Source organism: Streptomyces sp. NPDC052496 (genome assembly GCF_040679095.1).
Classification (GTDB): Bacteria; Actinomycetota; Actinomycetes; order Streptomycetales; family Streptomycetaceae; genus Streptomyces.
In genome coordinates this window covers 1-17,796 of the sequence record NZ_JBFAUH010000046.1, presented here as the reverse complement: position 1 = coordinate 17,796, position 17,796 = coordinate 1, and the positions used below count along the sequence as shown (strand labels likewise).

At 71.7% G+C, this 17,796-nt stretch carries 20 protein-coding genes; 5 read left to right on the top strand and 15 right to left on the bottom strand.

Annotated features, from left to right (window positions below; genetic code table 11):
* Positions 1–366: 366 nt before the first annotated feature.
* The gene (map, locus tag AB0L45_RS37335; protein ID WP_365848218.1) at positions 367–1,149 is read right to left on the bottom strand and encodes a type I methionyl aminopeptidase; all 783 of its coding nucleotides are present in this window, start codon (positions 1,147–1,149) and stop codon (positions 367–369) included.
* A 65-nt stretch (positions 1,150–1,214) separates the two neighbouring features.
* On the opposite strand from map, the gene AB0L45_RS37330 reads away from it, so the two are divergent.
* Together AB0L45_RS37330 and AB0L45_RS37325 are read left to right on the top strand one after the other, a co-directional pair.
* The gene (locus tag AB0L45_RS37330) at positions 1,215–1,517 is read left to right on the top strand and encodes a helix-turn-helix transcriptional regulator (RefSeq protein WP_365848216.1); all 303 of its coding nucleotides are present in this window, start codon (positions 1,215–1,217) and stop codon (positions 1,515–1,517) included.
* Between the two features lie 697 nt (positions 1,518–2,214).
* Positions 2,215–2,382, top strand: coding sequence for a hypothetical protein (locus AB0L45_RS37325; RefSeq protein ID WP_365848214.1), 168 nt, complete (start codon positions 2,215–2,217; stop codon positions 2,380–2,382).
* Positions 2,383–2,558: 176 nt separating this feature from the next.
* Here the strand turns inward: AB0L45_RS37325 and AB0L45_RS37320 are convergent, their stop codons facing one another.
* Complete coding sequence (locus AB0L45_RS37320) at positions 2,559–3,344, bottom strand: helix-turn-helix transcriptional regulator (protein WP_365848212.1); 786 nt, start codon at positions 3,342–3,344, stop codon at positions 2,559–2,561.
* Between the two features lie 63 nt (positions 3,345–3,407).
* Here AB0L45_RS37320 and AB0L45_RS37315 point away from each other — a divergent pair, with 63 nt between their 5' ends.
* Positions 3,408–4,214 carry an SDR family NAD(P)-dependent oxidoreductase gene (locus AB0L45_RS37315; RefSeq protein ID WP_365848210.1) on the top strand — a complete coding sequence of 269 codons (807 nt, stop codon included), beginning with the start codon at positions 3,408–3,410 and terminating at the stop codon, positions 4,212–4,214.
* Positions 4,215–4,399: 185 nt separating this feature from the next.
* On the opposite strand, the gene AB0L45_RS37310 is transcribed toward AB0L45_RS37315, so the two are convergent.
* A complete protein-coding gene (locus tag AB0L45_RS37310) occupies positions 4,400–4,570 on the bottom strand; it encodes a hypothetical protein (protein WP_365848208.1) in 171 nt (56 codons plus the stop codon).
* A 575-nt stretch (positions 4,571–5,145) separates the two neighbouring features.
* Between AB0L45_RS37310 and AB0L45_RS37305 the strand changes: the two genes are divergently transcribed.
* Complete coding sequence (locus tag AB0L45_RS37305; protein ID WP_365848206.1) at positions 5,146–6,063, top strand: EamA family transporter; 918 nt, start codon at positions 5,146–5,148, stop codon at positions 6,061–6,063.
* A 47-nt stretch (positions 6,064–6,110) separates the two neighbouring features.
* Here the strand turns inward: AB0L45_RS37305 and thpD are convergent, their stop codons facing one another.
* Positions 6,111–7,016: an ectoine hydroxylase gene (gene thpD / locus AB0L45_RS37300; RefSeq protein ID WP_365848204.1), complete on the bottom strand. Its 906-nt coding sequence runs from the start codon at positions 7,014–7,016 to the stop codon at positions 6,111–6,113.
* 65 nt (positions 7,017–7,081) lie between these two features.
* Here thpD and AB0L45_RS37295 point away from each other — a divergent pair, with 65 nt between their 5' ends.
* A complete protein-coding gene (locus tag AB0L45_RS37295; protein WP_365848202.1) occupies positions 7,082–8,014 on the top strand; it encodes a LysR family transcriptional regulator in 933 nt (310 codons plus the stop codon).
* Positions 8,015–8,028: 14 nt separating this feature from the next.
* On the opposite strand, the gene AB0L45_RS37290 is transcribed toward AB0L45_RS37295, so the two are convergent.
* The 11 genes from AB0L45_RS37290 to AB0L45_RS37240 form a co-directional block, all read right to left on the bottom strand.
* Complete coding sequence (locus tag AB0L45_RS37290; protein ID WP_365848200.1) at positions 8,029–8,535, bottom strand: flavin reductase family protein; 507 nt, start codon at positions 8,533–8,535, stop codon at positions 8,029–8,031.
* Complete coding sequence (locus AB0L45_RS37285) at positions 8,513–10,084, bottom strand: amino acid adenylation domain-containing protein (RefSeq protein WP_365848198.1); 1,572 nt, start codon at positions 10,082–10,084, stop codon at positions 8,513–8,515. Before AB0L45_RS37285 ends, AB0L45_RS37290 begins: the two co-directional genes overlap by 23 nt.
* Positions 9,991–11,085, bottom strand: coding sequence for a hypothetical protein (locus AB0L45_RS37280; RefSeq protein WP_365848196.1), 1,095 nt, complete (start codon positions 11,083–11,085; stop codon positions 9,991–9,993). The genes AB0L45_RS37285 and AB0L45_RS37280 overlap by 94 nt, the downstream gene beginning before the upstream one ends.
* Positions 11,028–11,714 (bottom strand): 4'-phosphopantetheinyl transferase superfamily protein, encoded by a 687-nt coding sequence (locus AB0L45_RS37275; RefSeq protein WP_365848194.1) that lies wholly within the window; start codon positions 11,712–11,714, stop codon positions 11,028–11,030. Before AB0L45_RS37275 ends, AB0L45_RS37280 begins: the two co-directional genes overlap by 58 nt.
* On the bottom strand, positions 11,711–12,856 hold the full coding sequence (locus AB0L45_RS37270; protein WP_365848192.1) for an acyl-CoA dehydrogenase family protein: 1,146 nt from the start codon (positions 12,854–12,856) through the stop codon (positions 11,711–11,713). Before AB0L45_RS37270 ends, AB0L45_RS37275 begins: the two co-directional genes overlap by 4 nt.
* Positions 12,849–14,060 carry an acyl-CoA dehydrogenase family protein gene (locus AB0L45_RS37265; protein ID WP_365848190.1) on the bottom strand — a complete coding sequence of 404 codons (1,212 nt, stop codon included), beginning with the start codon at positions 14,058–14,060 and terminating at the stop codon, positions 12,849–12,851. Before AB0L45_RS37265 ends, AB0L45_RS37270 begins: the two co-directional genes overlap by 8 nt.
* Positions 14,057–14,305: a phosphopantetheine-binding protein gene (locus AB0L45_RS37260; RefSeq protein WP_365848188.1), complete on the bottom strand. Its 249-nt coding sequence runs from the start codon at positions 14,303–14,305 to the stop codon at positions 14,057–14,059. Before AB0L45_RS37260 ends, AB0L45_RS37265 begins: the two co-directional genes overlap by 4 nt.
* 23 nt (positions 14,306–14,328) lie before the next feature.
* A complete protein-coding gene (locus tag AB0L45_RS37255; protein ID WP_365848186.1) occupies positions 14,329–15,570 on the bottom strand; it encodes a type III PLP-dependent enzyme in 1,242 nt (413 codons plus the stop codon).
* Positions 15,563–17,059, bottom strand: coding sequence for a class I adenylate-forming enzyme family protein (locus AB0L45_RS37250; RefSeq protein ID WP_365848184.1), 1,497 nt, complete (start codon positions 17,057–17,059; stop codon positions 15,563–15,565). The genes AB0L45_RS37255 and AB0L45_RS37250 overlap by 8 nt, the downstream gene beginning before the upstream one ends.
* Position 17,060: 1 nt before the next feature.
* Complete coding sequence (locus AB0L45_RS37245) at positions 17,061–17,333, bottom strand: hypothetical protein (RefSeq protein ID WP_365848182.1); 273 nt, start codon at positions 17,331–17,333, stop codon at positions 17,061–17,063.
* Between the two features lie 32 nt (positions 17,334–17,365).
* Positions 17,366–17,796, bottom strand: a 431-nt coding sequence (locus tag AB0L45_RS37240) for an aminotransferase class III-fold pyridoxal phosphate-dependent enzyme (protein WP_365848180.1), incomplete at its 5' end; no start/stop codon positions are given.

Genomic DNA, 17,796 nt, shown 5'->3' with positions numbered 1-17,796 from the left:
CGTACGAACCCTTCCGCCTGCGCCGGCACCGCATCAGTGCGGCAGTCCCGGAGAAAGCCGACCAGTTGGCCAACCGGAAGAAGGAGAACCGGGCCGCAGGCCGGCCCGGCGACTTCGGTTCCGATCGCCACAGACAGCGCCACACGACGCCCTCTTGACCACCGCCGCGCACGGGAACCAGACAACGCAACTACCTCGCCTTCGGCTCGGCAGCCGCTCCCTGCTGCTGCAAACAGCTCTCGAACTGCTCACGCGCACGGTCTGACGGCCAGGCCCCCTGCACACCATCGGAGCGCGACGGGTGCGGGCCGCTCCCCTGCCGGAGGCGCCCACCTCAGCGGGAAGACGAGCACGGGGCTTCAAGCCTTACGGCTGCGACGGCTTGGGCAGCGTGAGGATGTCGGCCCCGTCCTCGGTGATGGCGATCGTGTGCTCGCTGTGTGCCGTCCGGCAGCCCGTCGCGCTCCGCAGCGTCCACCCGTCGGCATCGGTGACGAGTTCGGCGGTGTCCGCCATGATCCACGGCTCCAGGGCCAGCAGCAGTCCGGGGCGCAGTGTGTATCCGCGGCCGGGCCGCCCGGTGTTCGCCACGTGCGGGTCCTGGTGCATCGTCGATCCGATGCCATGGCCCCCGAACTCGGTGTTGATGGGGTACCCGGCCTCGCTGAGGACCGTGCCGATGGCGTGGGAGATGTCGCCGACGCGGGCCCCGGGCCCGGCGGCGGCGATCCCCGCAGCCAGTGCGCGTTCGGTCGCAGCGATCATCGCGACGCTCTCCGGAGGCCGCGTGTCACCCACGATGAAGCTGATGGCGGCGTCCGCGGCGATACCGGCCCTGGAAACGGCGAGGTCGAGCGTCAGCAGATCGCCGTCGGCCAGCGTGTAGTCGTACGGCCGCCCGTGAAGTACGGCGTCGTTGACGGCCGTGCATATGTAGTGGCCGAACGGGCCGCGTCCGAAGGACGGCGCGTAGTCGACGTAACAGGACTGTGCTCCCGCCTCGACGATCATTTTCTCGGCCCACCGGTCGATCTCCAGCAGGTTCGTGCCGACCGTGCTGCGGCTCTTCAGTGTCTGCAGGATGTCGGCGACCAGGGCGCCGGAGTCTTTCGCCCGGGCCAGCAGGGTGGGGTTCAGGATCTCGATCACGCGGTGCCCTTCTCGCACTCCAATAACTATACCGGCATTACTATACCGGTACTAGAATCGTCGTCATGGTCAGGTTGCCGCTCACACCCGAAGAGATCGAACGCGGACAGCGCCTCGGCGCCCTCCTGCGCCTGGCCAGAGGGGAGCGCTCCATGCTCGACGTCGCGCTCGACGCGGGGGTCTCGCCCGAGACCCTCCGGAAGATCGAGTCGGGCCGGGTGGCCACCCCCGCCTTCCCGACCATCGCGGCGATCGCCGACGTCCTCGGCCTCTCCCTCGACGCGGTGTGGGCCGAGATCAGCCAGTGCGGCCGTGCCGTGGCGCCGGCCAACGCTGATCACCGCGCACGTGAGCAGCTGACCGCGTAAGCCTCCGTCCCACCACCGCACAGGGAGACCGGACGGGCCGGCGGAATCCTCACCGGCCGCCTCGGCGTCACCCTCGCTGCCGGGATCGATGCAGTCGACGCCGGCCAGCCGCCCGTCCTCAGCGGCTTCGCCCTACACCTGCTGTTCGTACGCGGGCATTCCGGCAGCGTCGCGGAGGGCACGGTGGTGGCCGGTCGGGCGGCCGTTGCCCGTGCGGCAGGCGCGCCCCGTGGCTGCCTGGCACGTGGGGCACTCGCTGGGGCGCTACCGGTCGCGCACACGCTGCACTTCGCTCCCGGACCGGCCGTGCCGTCGTCACTCGCCCCACGTGGTGTGCTGCGACCCGTTCTCCATGCCCATGAGCCTTCTTGGCCCGGTTGCGCGCACCGTACACAGCGCCGTGACGACGACCGTACCGGCGGCGCCCGCCGCACCGAGCCCGGGCTCCGCAGATGCCGCCGAGCCTCATCAAGGCGCCGTCACGCCGCCTTGAGCTCGGCATCAGCCGTGCACAGCGCATTACGTGCGGTACGCAGCCGCCCGCCCGCCACGACCGCTCCCCTGCGCCGCAGCAGTCACGGTCAGGCCAGGGAGGATCCGTCCGGAGCCCGTCGGCCCGTAGGACCGGCAGGGGTGCCGACGATGACAGGTCGCCGACTCCGGTTGCGGCTCAGACGGGTTGCCCGACGCTGGAGCCATGGGACGCTCCGCACCGATGGACCACGAATCCGCCGACCGGATCGCCGACGCCGCCGAGCCCCCGGACAGCGCCACCGCCACCTCCGGATTCGACGACCACGCCCAGGACGCAGCCGACCGCAACGACCCTGTTACCGGCGACGGTGAGGACGACGAGGACTTCTGAGCCGAAGCACAGGAGTTGTCATCGGTAGAGCCGGGTGAGCCGGCGTATGGGAACGACCGAAGCGGTCCGGTTGTCACGAACGAGGCACCCGACTTGTCACGAGACCTCTCTCAGCAAGCCCTCTGTCACCGCACCGTCGGTCGGGACTTGCTGGCCGACGGCGGATGCCCGGGGCGTCACAAAAGACGCGCCAGAGCCGCTTCGGACGGACTCCCGGCGATCGCCTGGTACACGATGATCACCTGTTGCTCGGCGCCGCCGACGGTGAGCGCCTGCCTGCGCAGAGCGAGGCTGCCGACGACCGGATGCGCGAAGCGCTTGAGTTCGTCACGGGCGGGCCGCGTCTCGTGCCGCGTCCACAGACGTCGGAACTCCTCGTCCCTGTCCAGCTCGGCGACCAGGCGGACGGTTCTGGGGTCGCGTGGGTCGGCTTCGGCGCGCAGGGCCGCTGCGGTCTGTGCGGCTACCTCCGCCCAGTCGGGGAAGAGCCGGCGGGACGTCGGGTCGAGGAACACCGCTCGGACCAGGTTGCTCCCGGGCTCGTACATCGGGGCGAGCGCACGGGCCTGCTTGTTCGCCGCCAGCACGTCGAAGCACCGGTCGCGGACGTAGGCAGGGCGGTCCGTCCACGCGTCGAGCAGCCGGTGCACGTCCGCGGAGACCTCGGTCCGCGACGGCGGCACAGGAGCGGGATCGACGAGGGCGTGCAGGTGAGCGAAGGCGTCAGCGTCCAGCTCCAGGGCGCGCGCGAGGGAGCGCAGCACCTGGGGCGAAGGGTGCCGGTCGATGCCCTGTTCGAGCCGGACCAGGTACGGCTCACTGATTCCGGCGAGCCGGGCCAGTTCTTCCCGGCGCAGCCCTGCCACCCGGCGACGTCCGCCGGCGGGTACCGCCACGTCCGCCGGATCGACCCGTGCGCGCCGGGCCTTGAGGAAATCTCCCAGAAGATTGTCGGCCGCCATCATGCGAGGGTAACCCTGCAAGGGTGCTGGCTGCCCAGGCGCAGAGGCCGCAGGCTCGATGCCATGAAGACCTGGTTCATCACCGGCGCGTCCCGCGGCTTCGGCCGTATCTGGGCCGAAGCCGCTCTCGAACGCGGCGACCGCGTCGCCGCCACCGCACGCGATCCCCAGACCCTGCGCCCTCTCCTTGACGCCTACGGAGACGACGCCCTTCCGCTCCGCCTCGACGTGACCGATCGCACCGCCGCGAACGCCGCGGTGCAGCGGGCCGCCGAGGCCTTCGGCCACCTCGACGTGATCGTCAACAACGCGGGATACGGCCTGTTCGGCATGGTCGAGGAGACCACCGAGGAAGAAGCCCGCGCGCAGCTCGACACCAACCTGTTCGGCCCGCTGTGGGTGACGCAGGCGGCCCTGCCGTACCTGCGGGCCCAAGGCAGCGGCCACATCCTGCAGGTTTCCAGCCTCGGCGGCCTCGCCGCCTTCCCCACGCTCGGGCTGTACAACGCCTCCAAGTGGGCCCTGGAGGGGATGAGCGAGGCCCTGGCCCAGGAGGTCGCTCCGTTCGGGATCAACGTGACCCTCGTTGAACCCGGCCCCTACGGCACCGACTGGTCGGGCGCCTCCGCGGTGCACACCGAGCCGCTTTCCGCCTACGAACCCGTCCGCGCCGCGCGCCGGGCCGGTGCGTCCGCCCGCACGCCCCAGGACGCGCGAGACACCGCCGCCGTTGTCCTCGAACTCGTCGACACCGACGAACCACCCCTGCGGCTCTTCCTCGGCACCTACCCCTACCCGGTTGTCGAGGCGGCCTATCGCAAGCGGCTCGACATGTGGAACCAATGGCGGCCCCTCGCCTCCCGCGCGTGAGCGGTACGGAGCACCCCGCGGCGTCCCGGGCCTTTGCGCGTCACCTGCTGCACGTGCCACCGGCATCGAGTACGGGACGCTTCGACGGCAGCCGGTGGACCCGCCCGCGCCGACGTGACAGGAACAGGGCGCCGTACAGCTCGGTGACAACAAGCCCGCCCATGTGACAGCTGCCGCGCTTCGGCTCAGAACCTGACGGCGAACGGTCCCTGGCCCGGCTGCTGGCGTTCTTGAGGGACGATGCCGTGGACGTCCACCAGGAGGCCGAGCGCCTGGGGCTGCTGCACCAGCAGGGCCTGGTCAGGGGGCGGTCCGTTGACCGCTGGTGCCGCCGCCGAAGTCGGGCGAGTGACCATCGAAACACCGCGCGGTTCGTGGGGACCAGCGCGTGCCCGTAGACACTCGTACTGCGCACGTGGACGACCCTCCGGACGCCGCGGCGGACGGCGTCGGCGAGCGGGGCCGCCGTCGCGTCGACGTTCACGGCGCGAGACATCTGCTCGGCCTGGCGCCCGATGTGCGGGGCGTGCAGCGCGGCGGCATGGGTCAGGACGTCGGCCGACGGCAGTGCGGCCAGCGGCACGGACCGGTCGCGCAGGGCCCCACGAGATCCTTCCAACGTCCGGACGCCCGGCCCACACCGCGGACCCGTCGGCCGGCCGCGGGCGGGGCCGTTCCGACCCGGTCCGAACTTCCCGTCACCACGACCACTCCGGCCGGGGAGCTTCCCGTCGCTCCGTGCGTACGTACCGGTCCCCTCCCCCTCTCGGCCCAGTGCCCAGCAGGGTGGCCGCCGTCATCCGGCAACTCCGGCTCCAGCTCCGTACAGCCGAACGGAGACCGTTCCAGCAGGATCATTCAGCCAGAACTAAACGATTCCATGCATAGACTTCAGAGATTGCTCAGGCCGCCCGCCGGGGAAGCGCCCGGTATGGGCACACATACGGCACCTGACCACCATCGCGAACACCCGGCGCAGGCAGCACGGCAGAAACAGCCCGTCACCGCACGGGTTCCCGCCCCGCTCCTCGTGGTGGGCAGTGTGGTGAGCATCCAGGTCGGGCAGGCATTCGGCAAGCACCTGTTCGGGGCCGTGGGGGCTTTGGGGGTCGTCTTCCTCAGGCTGGCCCTGACCGCGGTGGTGCTGGGTCTGGTGTGGCGTCCGTCCTTGCCCAAGAGCTGGCGGGACCGGGGGCTGATCATGGCGCTGGGCACCGCGATCGCCGGTATGAACGTCATCTACCTGGCGCTGGAGCGGCTCGACGTGGGCGTGGCCGTCACGTTGCAGTTCCTGGGGCCGTTGGTCCTGGCCCTGATCGGCTCCCGGCGGCTCCTGGACTTCCTGTGGGCCGTGCTGGCCTGGGTCGGGGTGTTCCTGTTCGCGAACCCCGGCGGCGGAGGCGGGCTCACCCTGGCCGGGACGGTCTTCGCCCTGGTGTCCGGCGCTTCGATGGCGACCTATGTCGTGCTGAACAAGCGGGCCGGGGCGAAGACGTCCGACGGCAGCTATCTGGCGTACGCCGTCGCATGGGCGGCGGTTCTTTCGTTGCCGACCGGTGTCTGGGAGGGCGGTACGGCGCTGCTCGACCCATGGGTGCTGGCGGCGGGGCTCGGCGTCGCGCTGCTGTCGGCCGCCATTCCCTACACCCTGGACATGGCTGCCCTGCGCCGTCTGCCACCGCGGACCGTGGCCGTGCTGGAGAGCCTGGAACCGGCGGTCGCGGGCCTGGCCGCCATGGTGGTGCTGGGCGAGATCCTCACCGGGGTGCAGTGGCTGGCCATCGGCTGTGTGGTCGCCGCGTCGGTCGGTGCCGTGTACACGCCGCGGAAGCAGAAACCGAAGCGGTGAGCATGCCGCGGCGGCAGGCGTGCCGGGACGGCACGCCTGCCGCTCGTCTATCGCGGGATGGGGGTGAAGTCACGGTTGCCGAGGTACAGCGGCCGGGGCCGCGGAGCGGCGTACGGCTCCTCCAGGGTGTTCTCGGTGCTGTTGTAGACGATGAAGATGTTGGAACGGGGGTACGGCGTGATGTTGCCGTTGGAGCCGTGCAGGATGTTGCAGTCGAACATGACGGCCGAGCCCGCCGGACCGGTCACCTGGTGGATACCGTGCTCGTTCGCCATGCGGGTCAGGCTGTCGTGGTCGACGGAGCCCACGGTGAGTCGGTGGACCTGCAAGGACTCCTTGTGGTAGTCGGGCGGGGTCTCGCCGACGGACGGGATGAAGGTCTTGTGCGAGCCGGGCATGACCATGAGAGGTCCGTTGAAGGGGTGGTTGTCCGTCAGCCCGACGGAGATGCTGAAGGCCCTGGGCCGGGGCATGCCGTCCTCGGAGTGCCACGTCTCGAAGTCCGAGTGCCAGTCGAACTCGGCTCCGCCGAACGCCGGCTTGTAGTTCACCCGGCTCTGGTGCACGTACACGTCCGAGCCGAGGACCTGTCGGGCGATGTCGGCCAGCCTGGGTGAGTGGATGAGTTCGGCGAAGACGGCGCTGACCTTCTGCGCTTCGAACACCGACCGGATCTCGTCGGAGTCGGGTTCCCGTATGACGCGGTCGGTCGCGCGGAGCTGCGGGTCCTGGCCCAGGCGCCGCAGTTCGGCGCGGTAGTGCTCCACTTCCTCGGGAGTCAGGAGGGCGTCCAGGACGAGGTAGCCGTCCCGGTCGTAGCGGCTGAGCTGGTCCGGGTCGAGCGGGCCGGGGGCGGTGGACCACACGGTCGGGTCCTCGCGGCGCTGGGGCCGGGGCTCGGAGACGGTACGCGTGGGATAGAGGTCGGGCCGTCGCGGGGTGGTCGTGGTCACGTCGTCCTCCATGGGCGGGCGTCGCGGTCTGGAGACCGGGCCCGGCGTCGTGTACTAGTTGAGTCATGATCGATTTACGGCGACTGCAGGTTCTGCGGGCTGTTCACCAGCACGGCACGGTCACGGACGCGGCGGGGGCACTGCATCTGACGCCGTCGGCCGTCTCGCAGCAGATCCAGGCGCTCTCCAGGGATCTCCAGGTCGGGTTGCTGGAGCGCGACGGGCGGCGGGTGCGGTTGACGCAGGCCGCGCACGCGCTGCTGGGACATGCCGATGTCCTGTATGCCAAGTGGGAGGAAGCCACCGCCGAACTCGCCGATTACGGGCGGGGCTCGGGCGGCCTGGTACGGGTGAGCGCCTTCGCGACGGCGTTGTCGGCCTTGCTGGTGCCGGCCACGCGGTCCATCCGCGAGGAGTTTCCGGCGATGCGCGTCGAGATGAGCGAAGCGGAGTCGTCGCAGTGCTTCGATCTGCTGCTGGGCGACCGTATCGACATCGCGGTGGTGGTGCCGCTGCCCGGCAGCCCGACGCCGATGGATCAGCGCTTCGACCAGCAGCCGCTCGCCGATGACCCGCAGGACCTCATCGTGCCCGAGGGGCACCGTCTGGCGGGCCGGGGCCCGGTCGAGCTGTCGCAGGCGGCGACCGAGTCCTTCATCGCCGCTCCGGGCAGTATCGACCAGCACCAGCTGATCCTGGCCGCGTGCCAGGCAGCCGGCTTCTCGCCGCACATCGAGCACCGCGCGCAGGAGTGGAACGCCATCCTGTCGCTGGTCGCGCACGGCTTCGGGGTGAGTCTGCTGCCCCGGCTGGCCCCCATTCCCCCTGGTGTGCCGGTCGTCCGCGTCGCGTTGCGCGGTTCTCCTGTGCCGGTCAGGCGCCTGGTGACCTGTATCCGCAAGGGCAGTCACGGGCAGCCGGCGGTGGCACGCGGCCTGGCGGCACTGCGCCGGGCAGCCGCCTCGCGCAGTGACATCACCGTGCTGTGCTCCGGGTGAGTGCTGTGCGGTGGTCATGAGGCCGCGGGTCCGGGGTGTGTGCGGTGCTGGTGGTAGACGAGCGGGGTGCACTCGGTCCGGTGGCTGCACCAGATGACACGGCCGACCAGCAGGAGGTGGTCGAGTGCGTGGTGGACGGTTTCGAGCGTGCAGACCACGCCTACGGCGGCGTCGGCCAGCACGGGCTGTCCGTGGCGCAGTGTGTGCGCCACACCGTGGAAGCGCCGGTGCGGGTCGCCGCTCGCGAACTGCTGTGTCAGCTTGCGCTGTTGCCAGCTCAGGGCGTTGACGGCGAAGGCGCCCCGGTGTCTGATGCGCTGGGCCGTGTGGCTGGTGGCGGCCAGGGAGACCAGCATGCCGGGCGGGTCCGTCGACAGGGACAGTACGGCGCTGGCGGTGCAGCCGACCGGTTCGGTGTCCCTGGTGGTGACGACGGTCACGGAGGTGGGCAGATGGGCCATGGCGCGGCGGAACTCGTGCGCGGCCGGGGCCGATGGGTCAGTGCGAAGTGGAGCGGTCACACGTGGCCTTCCTCGTCTGGGCGCCGGGGTTCAGGGTGGTGGCGATCGCCCGGCGGTCGACCTTGCCGTTGGCGTTGAGCGGGAGGGTGTCGAGCCGTGTCACGGCCGACGGCACCATGTACGCGGGCAGTCGCTGCCGTAGCCGCTCGCGGGCGGCGCGGGAGTCGGCCTCTCCGACGTACGCTGCCCGCAGCTCGGTGCGCGCGGCGGTGCCTTGCACGCTCACCACGATGGCGTCGTGGATGCCTGGCTGCTCGCGGAGGGCCGCCTCGATCTCCCCGAGTTCGACCCGGTAGCCGTGGATCTTCACCTGCTCGTCGAGACGGCCCAGGTGCAGGAGGGCGCCGTCGTGCCACCGGACGCGGTCCCCGGTGCGGTAGTACCAGTCTTCTCCAGGCGCCCCGTCGCCTCGGAAGAGGCGGGCCCGGCCGGGGTCGGCGAAGCGCCCGGTGTCGGCTGCCGGGTCGAGATAGCCGGGGAAACGCTGCGGGCCGCGGATGACGAGTTCGCCTTCGTCCGCGGGCCGCAGGTCCCCGCCGAGTACGGCGATGTCGTGGTCCGGGTGTGGCCTCCCGATGGGCACCGTGCCGTTGGGCGTGGCCGGCCAGTCGGCCGGGTCGGCCGGCAGGCGGTATTCCGTACAGGTGACGGTCATCTCGGTGGGGCCGTACAGGTTCACGATCCCGCTGTGCGGTGCGGCGTCCTGCCAGGCACGTGCCTGGCCGAGCGTCAGGGCCTCGCCAGCGAACAGGCTGTGGCGCAGGGACGGCATGGCCGACGGGGACAGGGTGCGCAGGCGCGCGGCGAGGGAGATCAGCGACGGCACGGAGAACCAGTGGCTGAGGGCGTGGGCGTTGACGAAGCGGACAGGGTCCAGTACCTCGGTGCGGCTGGGCACGACGAGCGTCGCTCCCGTGGTCCAGGCACTGAACATGTCGAAGACCGACGGGTCGAAGGTCAGGTCGAAAGTCTGGGAGATCCGGCTGCCGGGCCCGATGCCGTAACGGTCCCGTATGTGCCGGACGTAGGCGGCGACATTGCGGTGGGTGACCGGCACGCCTTTCGGTGTGCCGGTGGAGCCCGAGGTGAAGAGGAGGTACGCGAGGCCGTCCGGACTCACCGGCGCGGGGGTGGACGGGCCGTCGGGCGCGGCGGAGGACAGGAACTCCCCGGCGAAGCGCAGGACGGGCACCCCGAAGCGCGCTTCGTCGCCCGCTGTCTCGTCCGCGACGACGGCGGTGAGGCCGGCAGCGGCGGCGATGGCGGTGTTGCGTGCCGCCGGGAAGGACGGGTTGAGGGGAACGACCGTGGCGCCGGCCATCTGGATGCCCAGGTAACCCGCGTAGCTGGTGACGGTCCGGTCGGCGGGCAGCCCGACCCTCGCCCCGGCGGCTGCCCCTTCGGCCAGCAAGGTGCGGGCGATGTGTTCCGCGGCGGCCAGCAGCCGGGCGTAGGTCAGGCGGTACGGGCCGGTGCGCAGGGCCTCGTGGTGCGGGTGGGTGTGCGCTGTTCGTCGGAAGTGGTCGGGGACGAGGTGGTGACTGACCACAGGTGCTCCTTGTTCTCCTGGCCGAGGAAGCCGCGGGCCTCGGTTTCGGCCGCTGCGAGGTCGCGCAGGGTGGTGTCGACGAGGGACGTCCGTGGGCGGCCGCGGCGGGCCGAGTTGACGGCGAAGCGCATGGTTTTGGGGAGGCCGGACCAGCAGGACTCGGCGCGGCGCAGGGCATGTTCCCGTTCCGGGGGCGGGTCCTGGCCGGGTGCGGCCAGGAAATAGCGGTATTTGTAGCGGTGGTGGCGGGCAGCGGCCCAGAGGTCCTCCAGGACCGCGGGCTCACCTTCTTGCGCGCAGACGGCGTCCAGATGCTCCTTGAGGCGGTTGCCGACACGGTCCGGGGCGGTGATCCACCCATCGTCGTCCGGCCCGTCATCGGTGCCGTGGGCCGGCACCCGGATGAACCACTGGCGGCTTCCCTCCGGCGGGGCGGCCGCGGTGCGGCCGAACACCTCACGGCCGCGTCGGCGCTGCACCGGGGTGAAGGAGTCGTCCGTGGTGAACAGCGCCGCCATGTCGGCGGACGACACCCAGCCGCTGAAGGGAACCTGCTCGTGTCCGTCGGGGAACAGGCCGCTGAAGTGGTCGTCGAGGTACCACTGCCCGCCGCGGTGACCGGTCGCCACCAGGAAGTGGGGGGCCGGCGGCCGGCCCGGCGGGGCCCAGGGCAGCCGGGCCGCGTCGGCGGTGAACAGGACCTGGCCGTACGCCTCGATCTCTTCGGCGAGCGCTTCCAGTGCCGGCCCGAGCTGTCGCGCGCCCCTCGGCCGCAGTGCGGTGCCGTCGGGCAGCCGGTCCAGGGCGGTGTCGTGGTGGCGGAAGGCGGGCGGGCCGGGCGGGGCGGCGGGCCGGATCGCCAGGCGTGTGGCGTGTGCGACACGGGCGTGGGCGGTGGCGTCCTCTCGGGCCAGGTACGCGAGGACGGCGCTGGTGTAGCAGCTCAGACCTGCGCCGGCCGCGGTCGTGACCGGTGCGGGGGCGTCGTACGGGTCGGCCATGTCGTCTCCTTCCTGTCGGCGGGCAGGCTGGTGCGGGCCAGGCAGAGCGGGTAAGGGCTGGCCGTGCCGGTGAGGTGGCGCCAGGTGTAGTCGCGCCAGCGGCCCTCCCGTGCGTGGACATCGACGCGGATACGCCACGGTGCGCCGGCCAGCCCGGTGCCGGCGGCCTTGCTGCACGCCTCCTGCGCCGTCCAGATGTACGCGAAGTGCCGGGCCTGCTCGGCCGGCGGCAGCCGGCGCAGTGCCGCGGCGGTCGCGGGAGAGCAGCACCGGCGCAGCAGGGCCGCGCTCGGTGGGACGGGGACCTGTACGTCGATGCCCACCGGATGGTCGGCGACGGCCGCGGCGACCGTCTCCTCGCTGTGGGAGATGCTGAGCCAGAGGTGGGGGTGGCCGGGCAGGTGGGGCTGACCGGTGTCGCGGGTGCACACGGGGGTGGCCGGGTCGAGCCCCAGCCCGGTCAGGAGGGTGCGCGCGAGGGCGCGGCCCGCCAGGTGTTCGCGGGCCCGCCAGGCCGGCATGGTGCGTGCGGCCGGGCCGATGTCGCCCGGCCGCAGGGCGGTGAGGGCCTCGTCCACGGACGCCACGGCGAGACGCAGGCCCGGATGCGGGGCGACGGGCCTGATCATGAGGCGGTACGGCGGGCGTCCAGCAGGACTTCGGTGTGGTCGGCGACCACGTCCCGCAGGGTGTGGCCGGTGCCGCCGGCGATGCCGAACATCGCGGCTTCCGTCCGCAGTTGGTGCAGGCCGCCACGTTCGAAGGCTTCGGCCCCCTGTAGACGCGCGCAGAGGGTCAGGACCCGTTCGAGGGTGTCGGCCCCGGCCGCTTTGAGCAGGGCGGCGGCAACCGCGGGCGGCGGGCCGTCCGGTGCCGGTGCGCACACCGTGTCGCACAGGGCGCGCAGCCGCTGCTGGTCGATCAGGGCCGCGGCGAACTCCTGGCGCACCGCGGCGTTGTCCCACTGCGGGGCTCCGGCGATGCGGCGCCGGGTGAGCGCGCGGTGTGTCCGGGTGAGGACACGGGAGGTCAGGGCGTCGGCCCACAGGCCGCTGGCCAGGCGCTCGGTGCTGATACGGCGGGCGAAGGCGGCGAGCCCCCGTGACGGGGAGCCGATGAGGTGGTCGGCGGGCAGCCGTACCCCGTCGAAGTGCAGGGAGCCGATGCCGGCGCCGTCGAACCACAGGGTGTCGGCCGGCTCCGCACGCACACCGGGAGCGGTGAGCGGTACGAGCAGCAGGCAGAAGTGGCTGAAGTGGTCCCCCGGCCGGCGGCGTGCCAGGACCAGGGCGTGGTCGGCCGTGGTGGCGTTGACGATCCAGCGTTTGCCTCCGGTGAGGACGAGCGTGCCGCCCTCCTGCTCGATGCGGGTGTCCATGGCGGTCAGGTCCGAGCCGGCGGCAGCGGTGTCGGTGACGGCCAGGGCCAGGGTGGCGTGGCCGGCCAGCGCCTGTGCCGCGGTGTGCCCGGCCGGGCTGTCGGGCGGCGCGTCCCGCAGCAGGGGCAGGGCGGTGGCGGCCTGGACGCAGAAGCTGAGCGTGGTGCCCAGGGGGAACGCCGTGTCGAGAGCGGTCAGCACGGTCCGCAGGCGCCGTGGGTCGAGCCCCCAGCGGGTGTCCGGGGCCGGGTCGTCGTAGAGGGCGCCGACGGTGCCGGAGGCGGCGAGCGTGTGCCAGACCGTCCGTGCGGACGGGGCCGGTTCCGTGCGCAGGCGGGCCAGGACCGCGTCGAGATCGGGGGCGGCGGGGTCGGCGGTCAGCGTCTCAGGCATAGCTGACTTCCTGGTCCATGAGGGTGAGGGTGCCGTTGGCCAGCCGGAGCCTGTCGTTGCTGTAGTTGAGCGAGGCCGAGCGCAGGTCGCGCCAGGCCCGTTCCAGCGCCAGGGGTGCGTCGCGCTGGTATCCGTGGCGCAGGCCGGCGAGTTCGACGAGTTCGTCGACCGCGGCGAAGCACTGTTCGGAGGCCGTCACCTTGACGGTGTTCAGCAGTGTCTGCACGGCAGGCGTCGTCGGGTCGCGGTCGCCCGCCCGGTAGACGTCGGCGGCGTGCCGGATCAGGGCGTGGGTGGTCTCCAGCCGCTGCCGTACGGTGGCGAGCCGGCCGAGCAGCAGTTCGCTCCGCAGGTCCCGCCGACGGCGTTCGCCGGGGCTGCGCAGCCAGGCCAGCGTACGGGACAGGGCGCCGGTCGCCGTTCCCAGCCAGCAGGAGGACCAGCCCAGGTGGGCGAGCGGGGCGAAGGTGCGCACCGTGATGTCGCGGAAGCCGCCGTGCTTCCCGACGACCTGATGGGCCGGTACGGAGCCCACCAGGCGCAGGGGCCGGCTGTCGGTGCCGCGCATGCCGAGTGGGTTCCAGTTCCCGGTGGGCGTCACGTCGATCTGGGACCGGTGGGCGTAGATGAGGGAGACCTGGTGGGGCGAGGTGGCGTCGGGGGCCTGAGTGGTGATGAGGAAGCCGTCGGCGTGTGATCCTCCCGTGACGACCGGCGCGGTCCGGTCGATGTGGAGGTGCTCGGGGCCACCGGTGAGGGCGGTCTCGGAGGTCAGGAGGTGGCCGCCGGTGCCGGCTTCCGTGGTGACGGAGGCCAGGTACAGGTCGCCGCGCGCGACGGCGGGCAGCAGCTCGTCGCGCAGGCGGTCGCCACCGTGGTGGACGACGGCGGCGACCTGCTGGCAGTGCATGGCGAAGACCATGCCGACGGACATGCACTCACGCGAGAGGCGGGAGGCGACGTCCAGCATGTCCGGCAGGGTTCCGCCCGAGCCGCCGTAGGTGGTGGGGACGAGGAGCCCCAGCAGGCGGCTGCGCCGGATTTCGGCCAGGGCCGCGGCGGGGAAGGCCGCCTCGTGGTCGGTGCGGGCGGCGTGCCGGCGCACCGTGGCCAGGACCGTTTCCAGGGACGCCGCCGTGGTGGGCTGCGCGGGAGCGTTCCGGGGCAGGAGGCCGGTGCGGTCGCCGGTGGTCGTCGCGCTCATGCCGCCGCCCGGCTGCGCGCGTCGTCGACGGCCTGCCAGAGGTGTCCGGCCGTGGAGAAGGTGGTGTCGTTGAGCTGGTCGTCGTCCAGACTGACCCCGTAAAGGTCCTCGATGTCGAACATCACCTCGATGGCCTGCATGGAGGTCAGGCCGAGGTCGCGCAACGGGGCGGTCGTCTCAAGGGGCTGATCGGCGGGCAGGAACCGCAGGTGGCGGCGGAGCAGGTCGGTGAAGGAGCTGTCCATGGGAGGAACCCTTTCCCTGTGGGTCAGGCGGATGGGCTGACGGCGGTGCGGTGGAGGCGCAGCTGACTGCTGTCCGCGGGGGCCGGGCCGTCCACGACGACTTCGACCGGGAGCGGATGCCCCAGGAACAGGACGAGGCTGGCGTGCAGGCCGTAGGCGCCGACGTTGGGAACGCTCAGCAGGTCGCCGGGGGCGACAGCGGCCATGGGCGCGGACTGGGCCCAGGTGTCCAGGGGGGTGCAGAGGGGCCCGCACACCATCGTGGGTGTCTGCTCCGCCGTTTCCGGAGTGGCCGGGTGTCGGTGCAGCTGCGGCCGGATGGCCGGGACGCGGCGCAGTCCCGACATGCCGCCGAGGTGGTGGATGCCGGTGTCCAGGACGACCACTCGCCGGCCGTGGGCCTGTTTGACGTCGAGGACGCGGGTGTACAGGCGGCCGCACGTGGCAGCGAGGTGGCGCCCCGACTCGAAGGCGACGGCGGGCTGCCCTTGGCGCCAGCCGGGAAAGGCACTGTCGAGTCTTCCGGCGAGCTGGTCGGCCAGGTCCGGGAAGAGGGGCAGTCGGCCCTCGCGCGCGTAGGGGGCGCCGAAGCCGCCGCCGAGGTCCAGCACCCGCAGTGGTGTGTCCAGCAGGCGTTGGACGTGCTCGGCGGTGTCGATGGCCACGGTGAACTGCTTCACCAGGGCGGCCTCGCCCATGAGGTTGGTGGCGAGGTAGAGGTGCAGCCCCTCGAAGCGGGCACAGGACCGCTGGGTGAAAGCGGCGGGGTCCGCCTCGACGGCCGCCACTTCGGCGCCGAAGGGTGAGGGCAGGCCGGTCATCGCCAGTCCCGCTCCGGGAGCGGCCAGATCGGTGTTCACCCGCAGCAGGAAACGTGCCACCGTGTTGTTGCGCCGGGCGGCCGCGTCCAGCTGGTACGCCGCGTGCGCCGAGTCGAGGGAGAAGCCCCGCACCCCCGCGGCCAGGGCCGCGTCCAGGTCGCTGTCGCGCTTGCCGGGTCCGGAGTACAGGATGTCCCGCGGTGGGACGCCGGCGGCCAGCGCGGCTTCGAGTTCCCCCACGGAGCTGATCTCCGCGCGGCAGCCGCGCGCGTGCAGGGCGGCGACCACGGCCGGGTGGGGGTTGGCCTTGAGGGAGTAGTAGAGGTCGCTGGGGGCGGGCAGCTGGGCCCGCAGCTGGTCGCAGGCGGTCCGTACGGACGCCATGTCGTAGACGTAGGCGGGGGTGGGCCCCTGGTAGCCGGCCGCGTCGCGCAGATCAGACATGGACGGACTCCCCGGCCAGCTCGGCGAGGCGCTTCTTGTCGATCTTTCCGTTCGCGTTCGTCGGCAGGAGCGCCATCCGGTGGCACCGTGCGGGCACCTTGTAGGTCTCGATGCGCTCACCGAGCCGTTGCAGTACGTCGTGCGGTTCGGCCGTACCGCTGATGACCAGCAGGGCTTCGGGCCGCTCGGCCGTGGGCACCAGGACGGCCGCCGTGTCGACGCCGGGAATCCGGCGGGCCGCCGCCTCCACCTCGATGGCGCTCACCCGGAAACCCTGTTGCTTGTAGACGTCGTCGCGGCGTCCGTCGAAGTGCAGGTGGCCGTCCGCGTCGACGAAGCCGTAGTCACCGGTGCGCAGCTCGGGGAAGAGGCCGTCGCGGCGGACGAAGCGCTCGGCGGTCAGGTCGGGACGCCTCCAGTAGCCGGCCATCACGTGGGGGCCCCGCACGGTGATCTCTCCCGGACAGCCGGCGGGCAGGCGTGCCCCGTCCGCGTCGACGGTGAAGACTTCCGTCCCGTCCAAGGGGCGGCCGACGGTCTCGGGTTTCCGCAGGTCCTCGTCGGGTTCGAGGATGGAGACACGTTTGCACTCGGTCAGGCCGTACATCAACTGCACTCTCAGGCTCGGCAGGAGCTGCCGGAGACCGGTCAGCACCTCCGCCGGCATCGCTGCCCCGGTGTTGGTCATCAGGCGCAGAGCAGGCCGTTCACGGGCCTGGCGCTGGAGGAGGCGCAGCAGTCCCGCGGCTACGGGCGGCACGGCCGGCAGCACCGTGGCGCCTGCCGCGTTCAGGTTCTTCAGGAGACTCGGACCGGCTGCCTCGGCCGGGGCGAGCTGCAGGTGGGCGCCGGCTTCCGCGGCGAGGAACACCTGGTAGAGGCCGTAGTCGAAGGACAAGGGCAACGGGCTGTAGATGACGTCGTCCGAGGTGTAGCGGAGTCGCCGTGCGATGGCGCGGGTCGCGAAGACGCTCTGGCCGTGCGTGGAGACGACGGCTTTCGGCATGGCCGTGGTGCCCGAGGTGTAGATCAGACAGGCCGGGTCCACGGGCAGGGGCTGTTCCGCCCCGACCGGCGACTCGGGGGCGGTCGTTGCCGCGTGCGTCAGGCGGCCTAGGCGGACGGTGGGGACTCCGTGCGCTGCGTCCGCGCCGTTGACGTGGGTGTCGCCGGTGACGAACAGCCGCGGTCCGCTGTCGTTCAGGATGTGGGCCAGGATCTCACCGCGCACCTCCTCGTGGATCACCGAGAAGATGACTCCCAGGCGGGAGGCCGCGAACAGAAGGGCCGGCAGATGTACGTCGCAGGTGCCGGTCACGACGAGGCGGTCCCCGCGGCGCAGGCCGCGGTCGTGCAGGACATGGCTCATGCGGTGACTGGCCGCGACGAGCTGCTCGTGGGTGAGTGTGGTCCTGCCCGCTGTCAGCGCCGGCCGGACAGCGGCCGTCCGCGGGTGGTCCAGCAGGTGGTGCAGCAGTGTCGGCTCCATGTCAGGCCGCCTGCGTCGTGCGGGCCGCGACGGCGCGTGCGGCGAGGTCCGTCAGGCGGTCGAGGTGACGCAGGTTGTCGATGGTGAGGTCGGCCGCGTCGAAGCAGACGCCCAGGTGGTGTTCGAGCTCTTCGACGAGGTCGACCATGCGAAAGGAGCTGAAGGTGGGGTGGGCGTCCAGGGCGGGCTGGTCACGCAGATCTTCCGGTTCCACTTCGAGGACGCGTGCCGTGTGATCGAGTACGACGTCGCGCACCCGTGCATGGTCAGGCATGAAACTCCCTCAAGGGGTGGGTGGATCGTGCTTCAGGCGGTCTCGCGGACGGCACGGGCGAGCGTGCGCAGTCCGTCGTTCACTTCGCCGGAGGTGATGGTGAGAGGTGGCAGCAGTTTGACGACTTTGCTGCGGGGGCCCGACGATTCGAGCAGCAGTCCCAGTTCGAAGGCGCGCCGGCAGACTTCGGTGGCTCGCTCCGCACGGGCGAACTCCAAGCCCCAGACCATCCCGCGGCCGCGGTGACGCGCTCCTTCGGCGGCGCTCTCGTCGCAGAGGGCCAGCAGGGCCTGTTCGATCTGCTCGCCGCGGACCTTGACCTGCTTCTCCAGCTGGTCGTCGGCCCAGTACGCCTTGAGCGCGGCGGTGGCGGTGACGAAGGCGGGGTTGTTGCCGCGGAAGGTGCCGTTGTGCTCGCCCGGCTCCCACACGTCCAGCTCCGGCTTGAACAGGGTGAGCGCGA

Excerpts from the sequence above, each read along its gene's own strand:
- AB0L45_RS37325 (WP_365848214.1), top strand. The coding sequence starts at position 2,215 with ATGGGACGCTCCGCACCGATGGACCACGAATCCGCCGACCGGATCGCC.
- AB0L45_RS37245 (WP_365848182.1), bottom strand. The coding sequence starts at position 17,333 with ATGCCTGACCATGCACGGGTGCGCGACGTCGTACTCGATCACACGGCA.
- AB0L45_RS37320 (WP_365848212.1), bottom strand. The coding sequence starts at position 3,344 with ATGGCGGCCGACAATCTTCTGGGAGATTTCCTCAAGGCCCGGCGCGCA.
- AB0L45_RS37265 (WP_365848190.1), bottom strand. The coding sequence starts at position 14,060 with ATGAGCGCGACGACCACCGGCGACCGCACCGGCCTCCTGCCCCGGAAC.
- AB0L45_RS37280 (WP_365848196.1), bottom strand. The coding sequence starts at position 11,085 with ATGGCCGACCCGTACGACGCCCCCGCACCGGTCACGACCGCGGCCGGC.
- AB0L45_RS37315 (WP_365848210.1), top strand. The coding sequence starts at position 3,408 with ATGAAGACCTGGTTCATCACCGGCGCGTCCCGCGGCTTCGGCCGTATC.
- AB0L45_RS37275 (WP_365848194.1), bottom strand. The coding sequence starts at position 11,714 with ATGATCAGGCCCGTCGCCCCGCATCCGGGCCTGCGTCTCGCCGTGGCG.
- AB0L45_RS37295 (WP_365848202.1), top strand. The coding sequence starts at position 7,082 with ATGATCGATTTACGGCGACTGCAGGTTCTGCGGGCTGTTCACCAGCAC.
- AB0L45_RS37255 (WP_365848186.1), bottom strand. The coding sequence starts at position 15,570 with ATGTCTGATCTGCGCGACGCGGCCGGCTACCAGGGGCCCACCCCCGCC.
- AB0L45_RS37250 (WP_365848184.1), bottom strand. The coding sequence starts at position 17,059 with ATGGAGCCGACACTGCTGCACCACCTGCTGGACCACCCGCGGACGGCC.
- AB0L45_RS37260 (WP_365848188.1), bottom strand. The coding sequence starts at position 14,305 with ATGGACAGCTCCTTCACCGACCTGCTCCGCCGCCACCTGCGGTTCCTG.
- AB0L45_RS37305 (WP_365848206.1), top strand. The coding sequence starts at position 5,146 with ATGGGCACACATACGGCACCTGACCACCATCGCGAACACCCGGCGCAG.
- AB0L45_RS37330 (WP_365848216.1), top strand. The coding sequence starts at position 1,215 with ATGGTCAGGTTGCCGCTCACACCCGAAGAGATCGAACGCGGACAGCGC.
- AB0L45_RS37310 (WP_365848208.1), bottom strand. The coding sequence starts at position 4,570 with ATGGTCACTCGCCCGACTTCGGCGGCGGCACCAGCGGTCAACGGACCG.
- AB0L45_RS37270 (WP_365848192.1), bottom strand. The coding sequence starts at position 12,856 with ATGCCTGAGACGCTGACCGCCGACCCCGCCGCCCCCGATCTCGACGCG.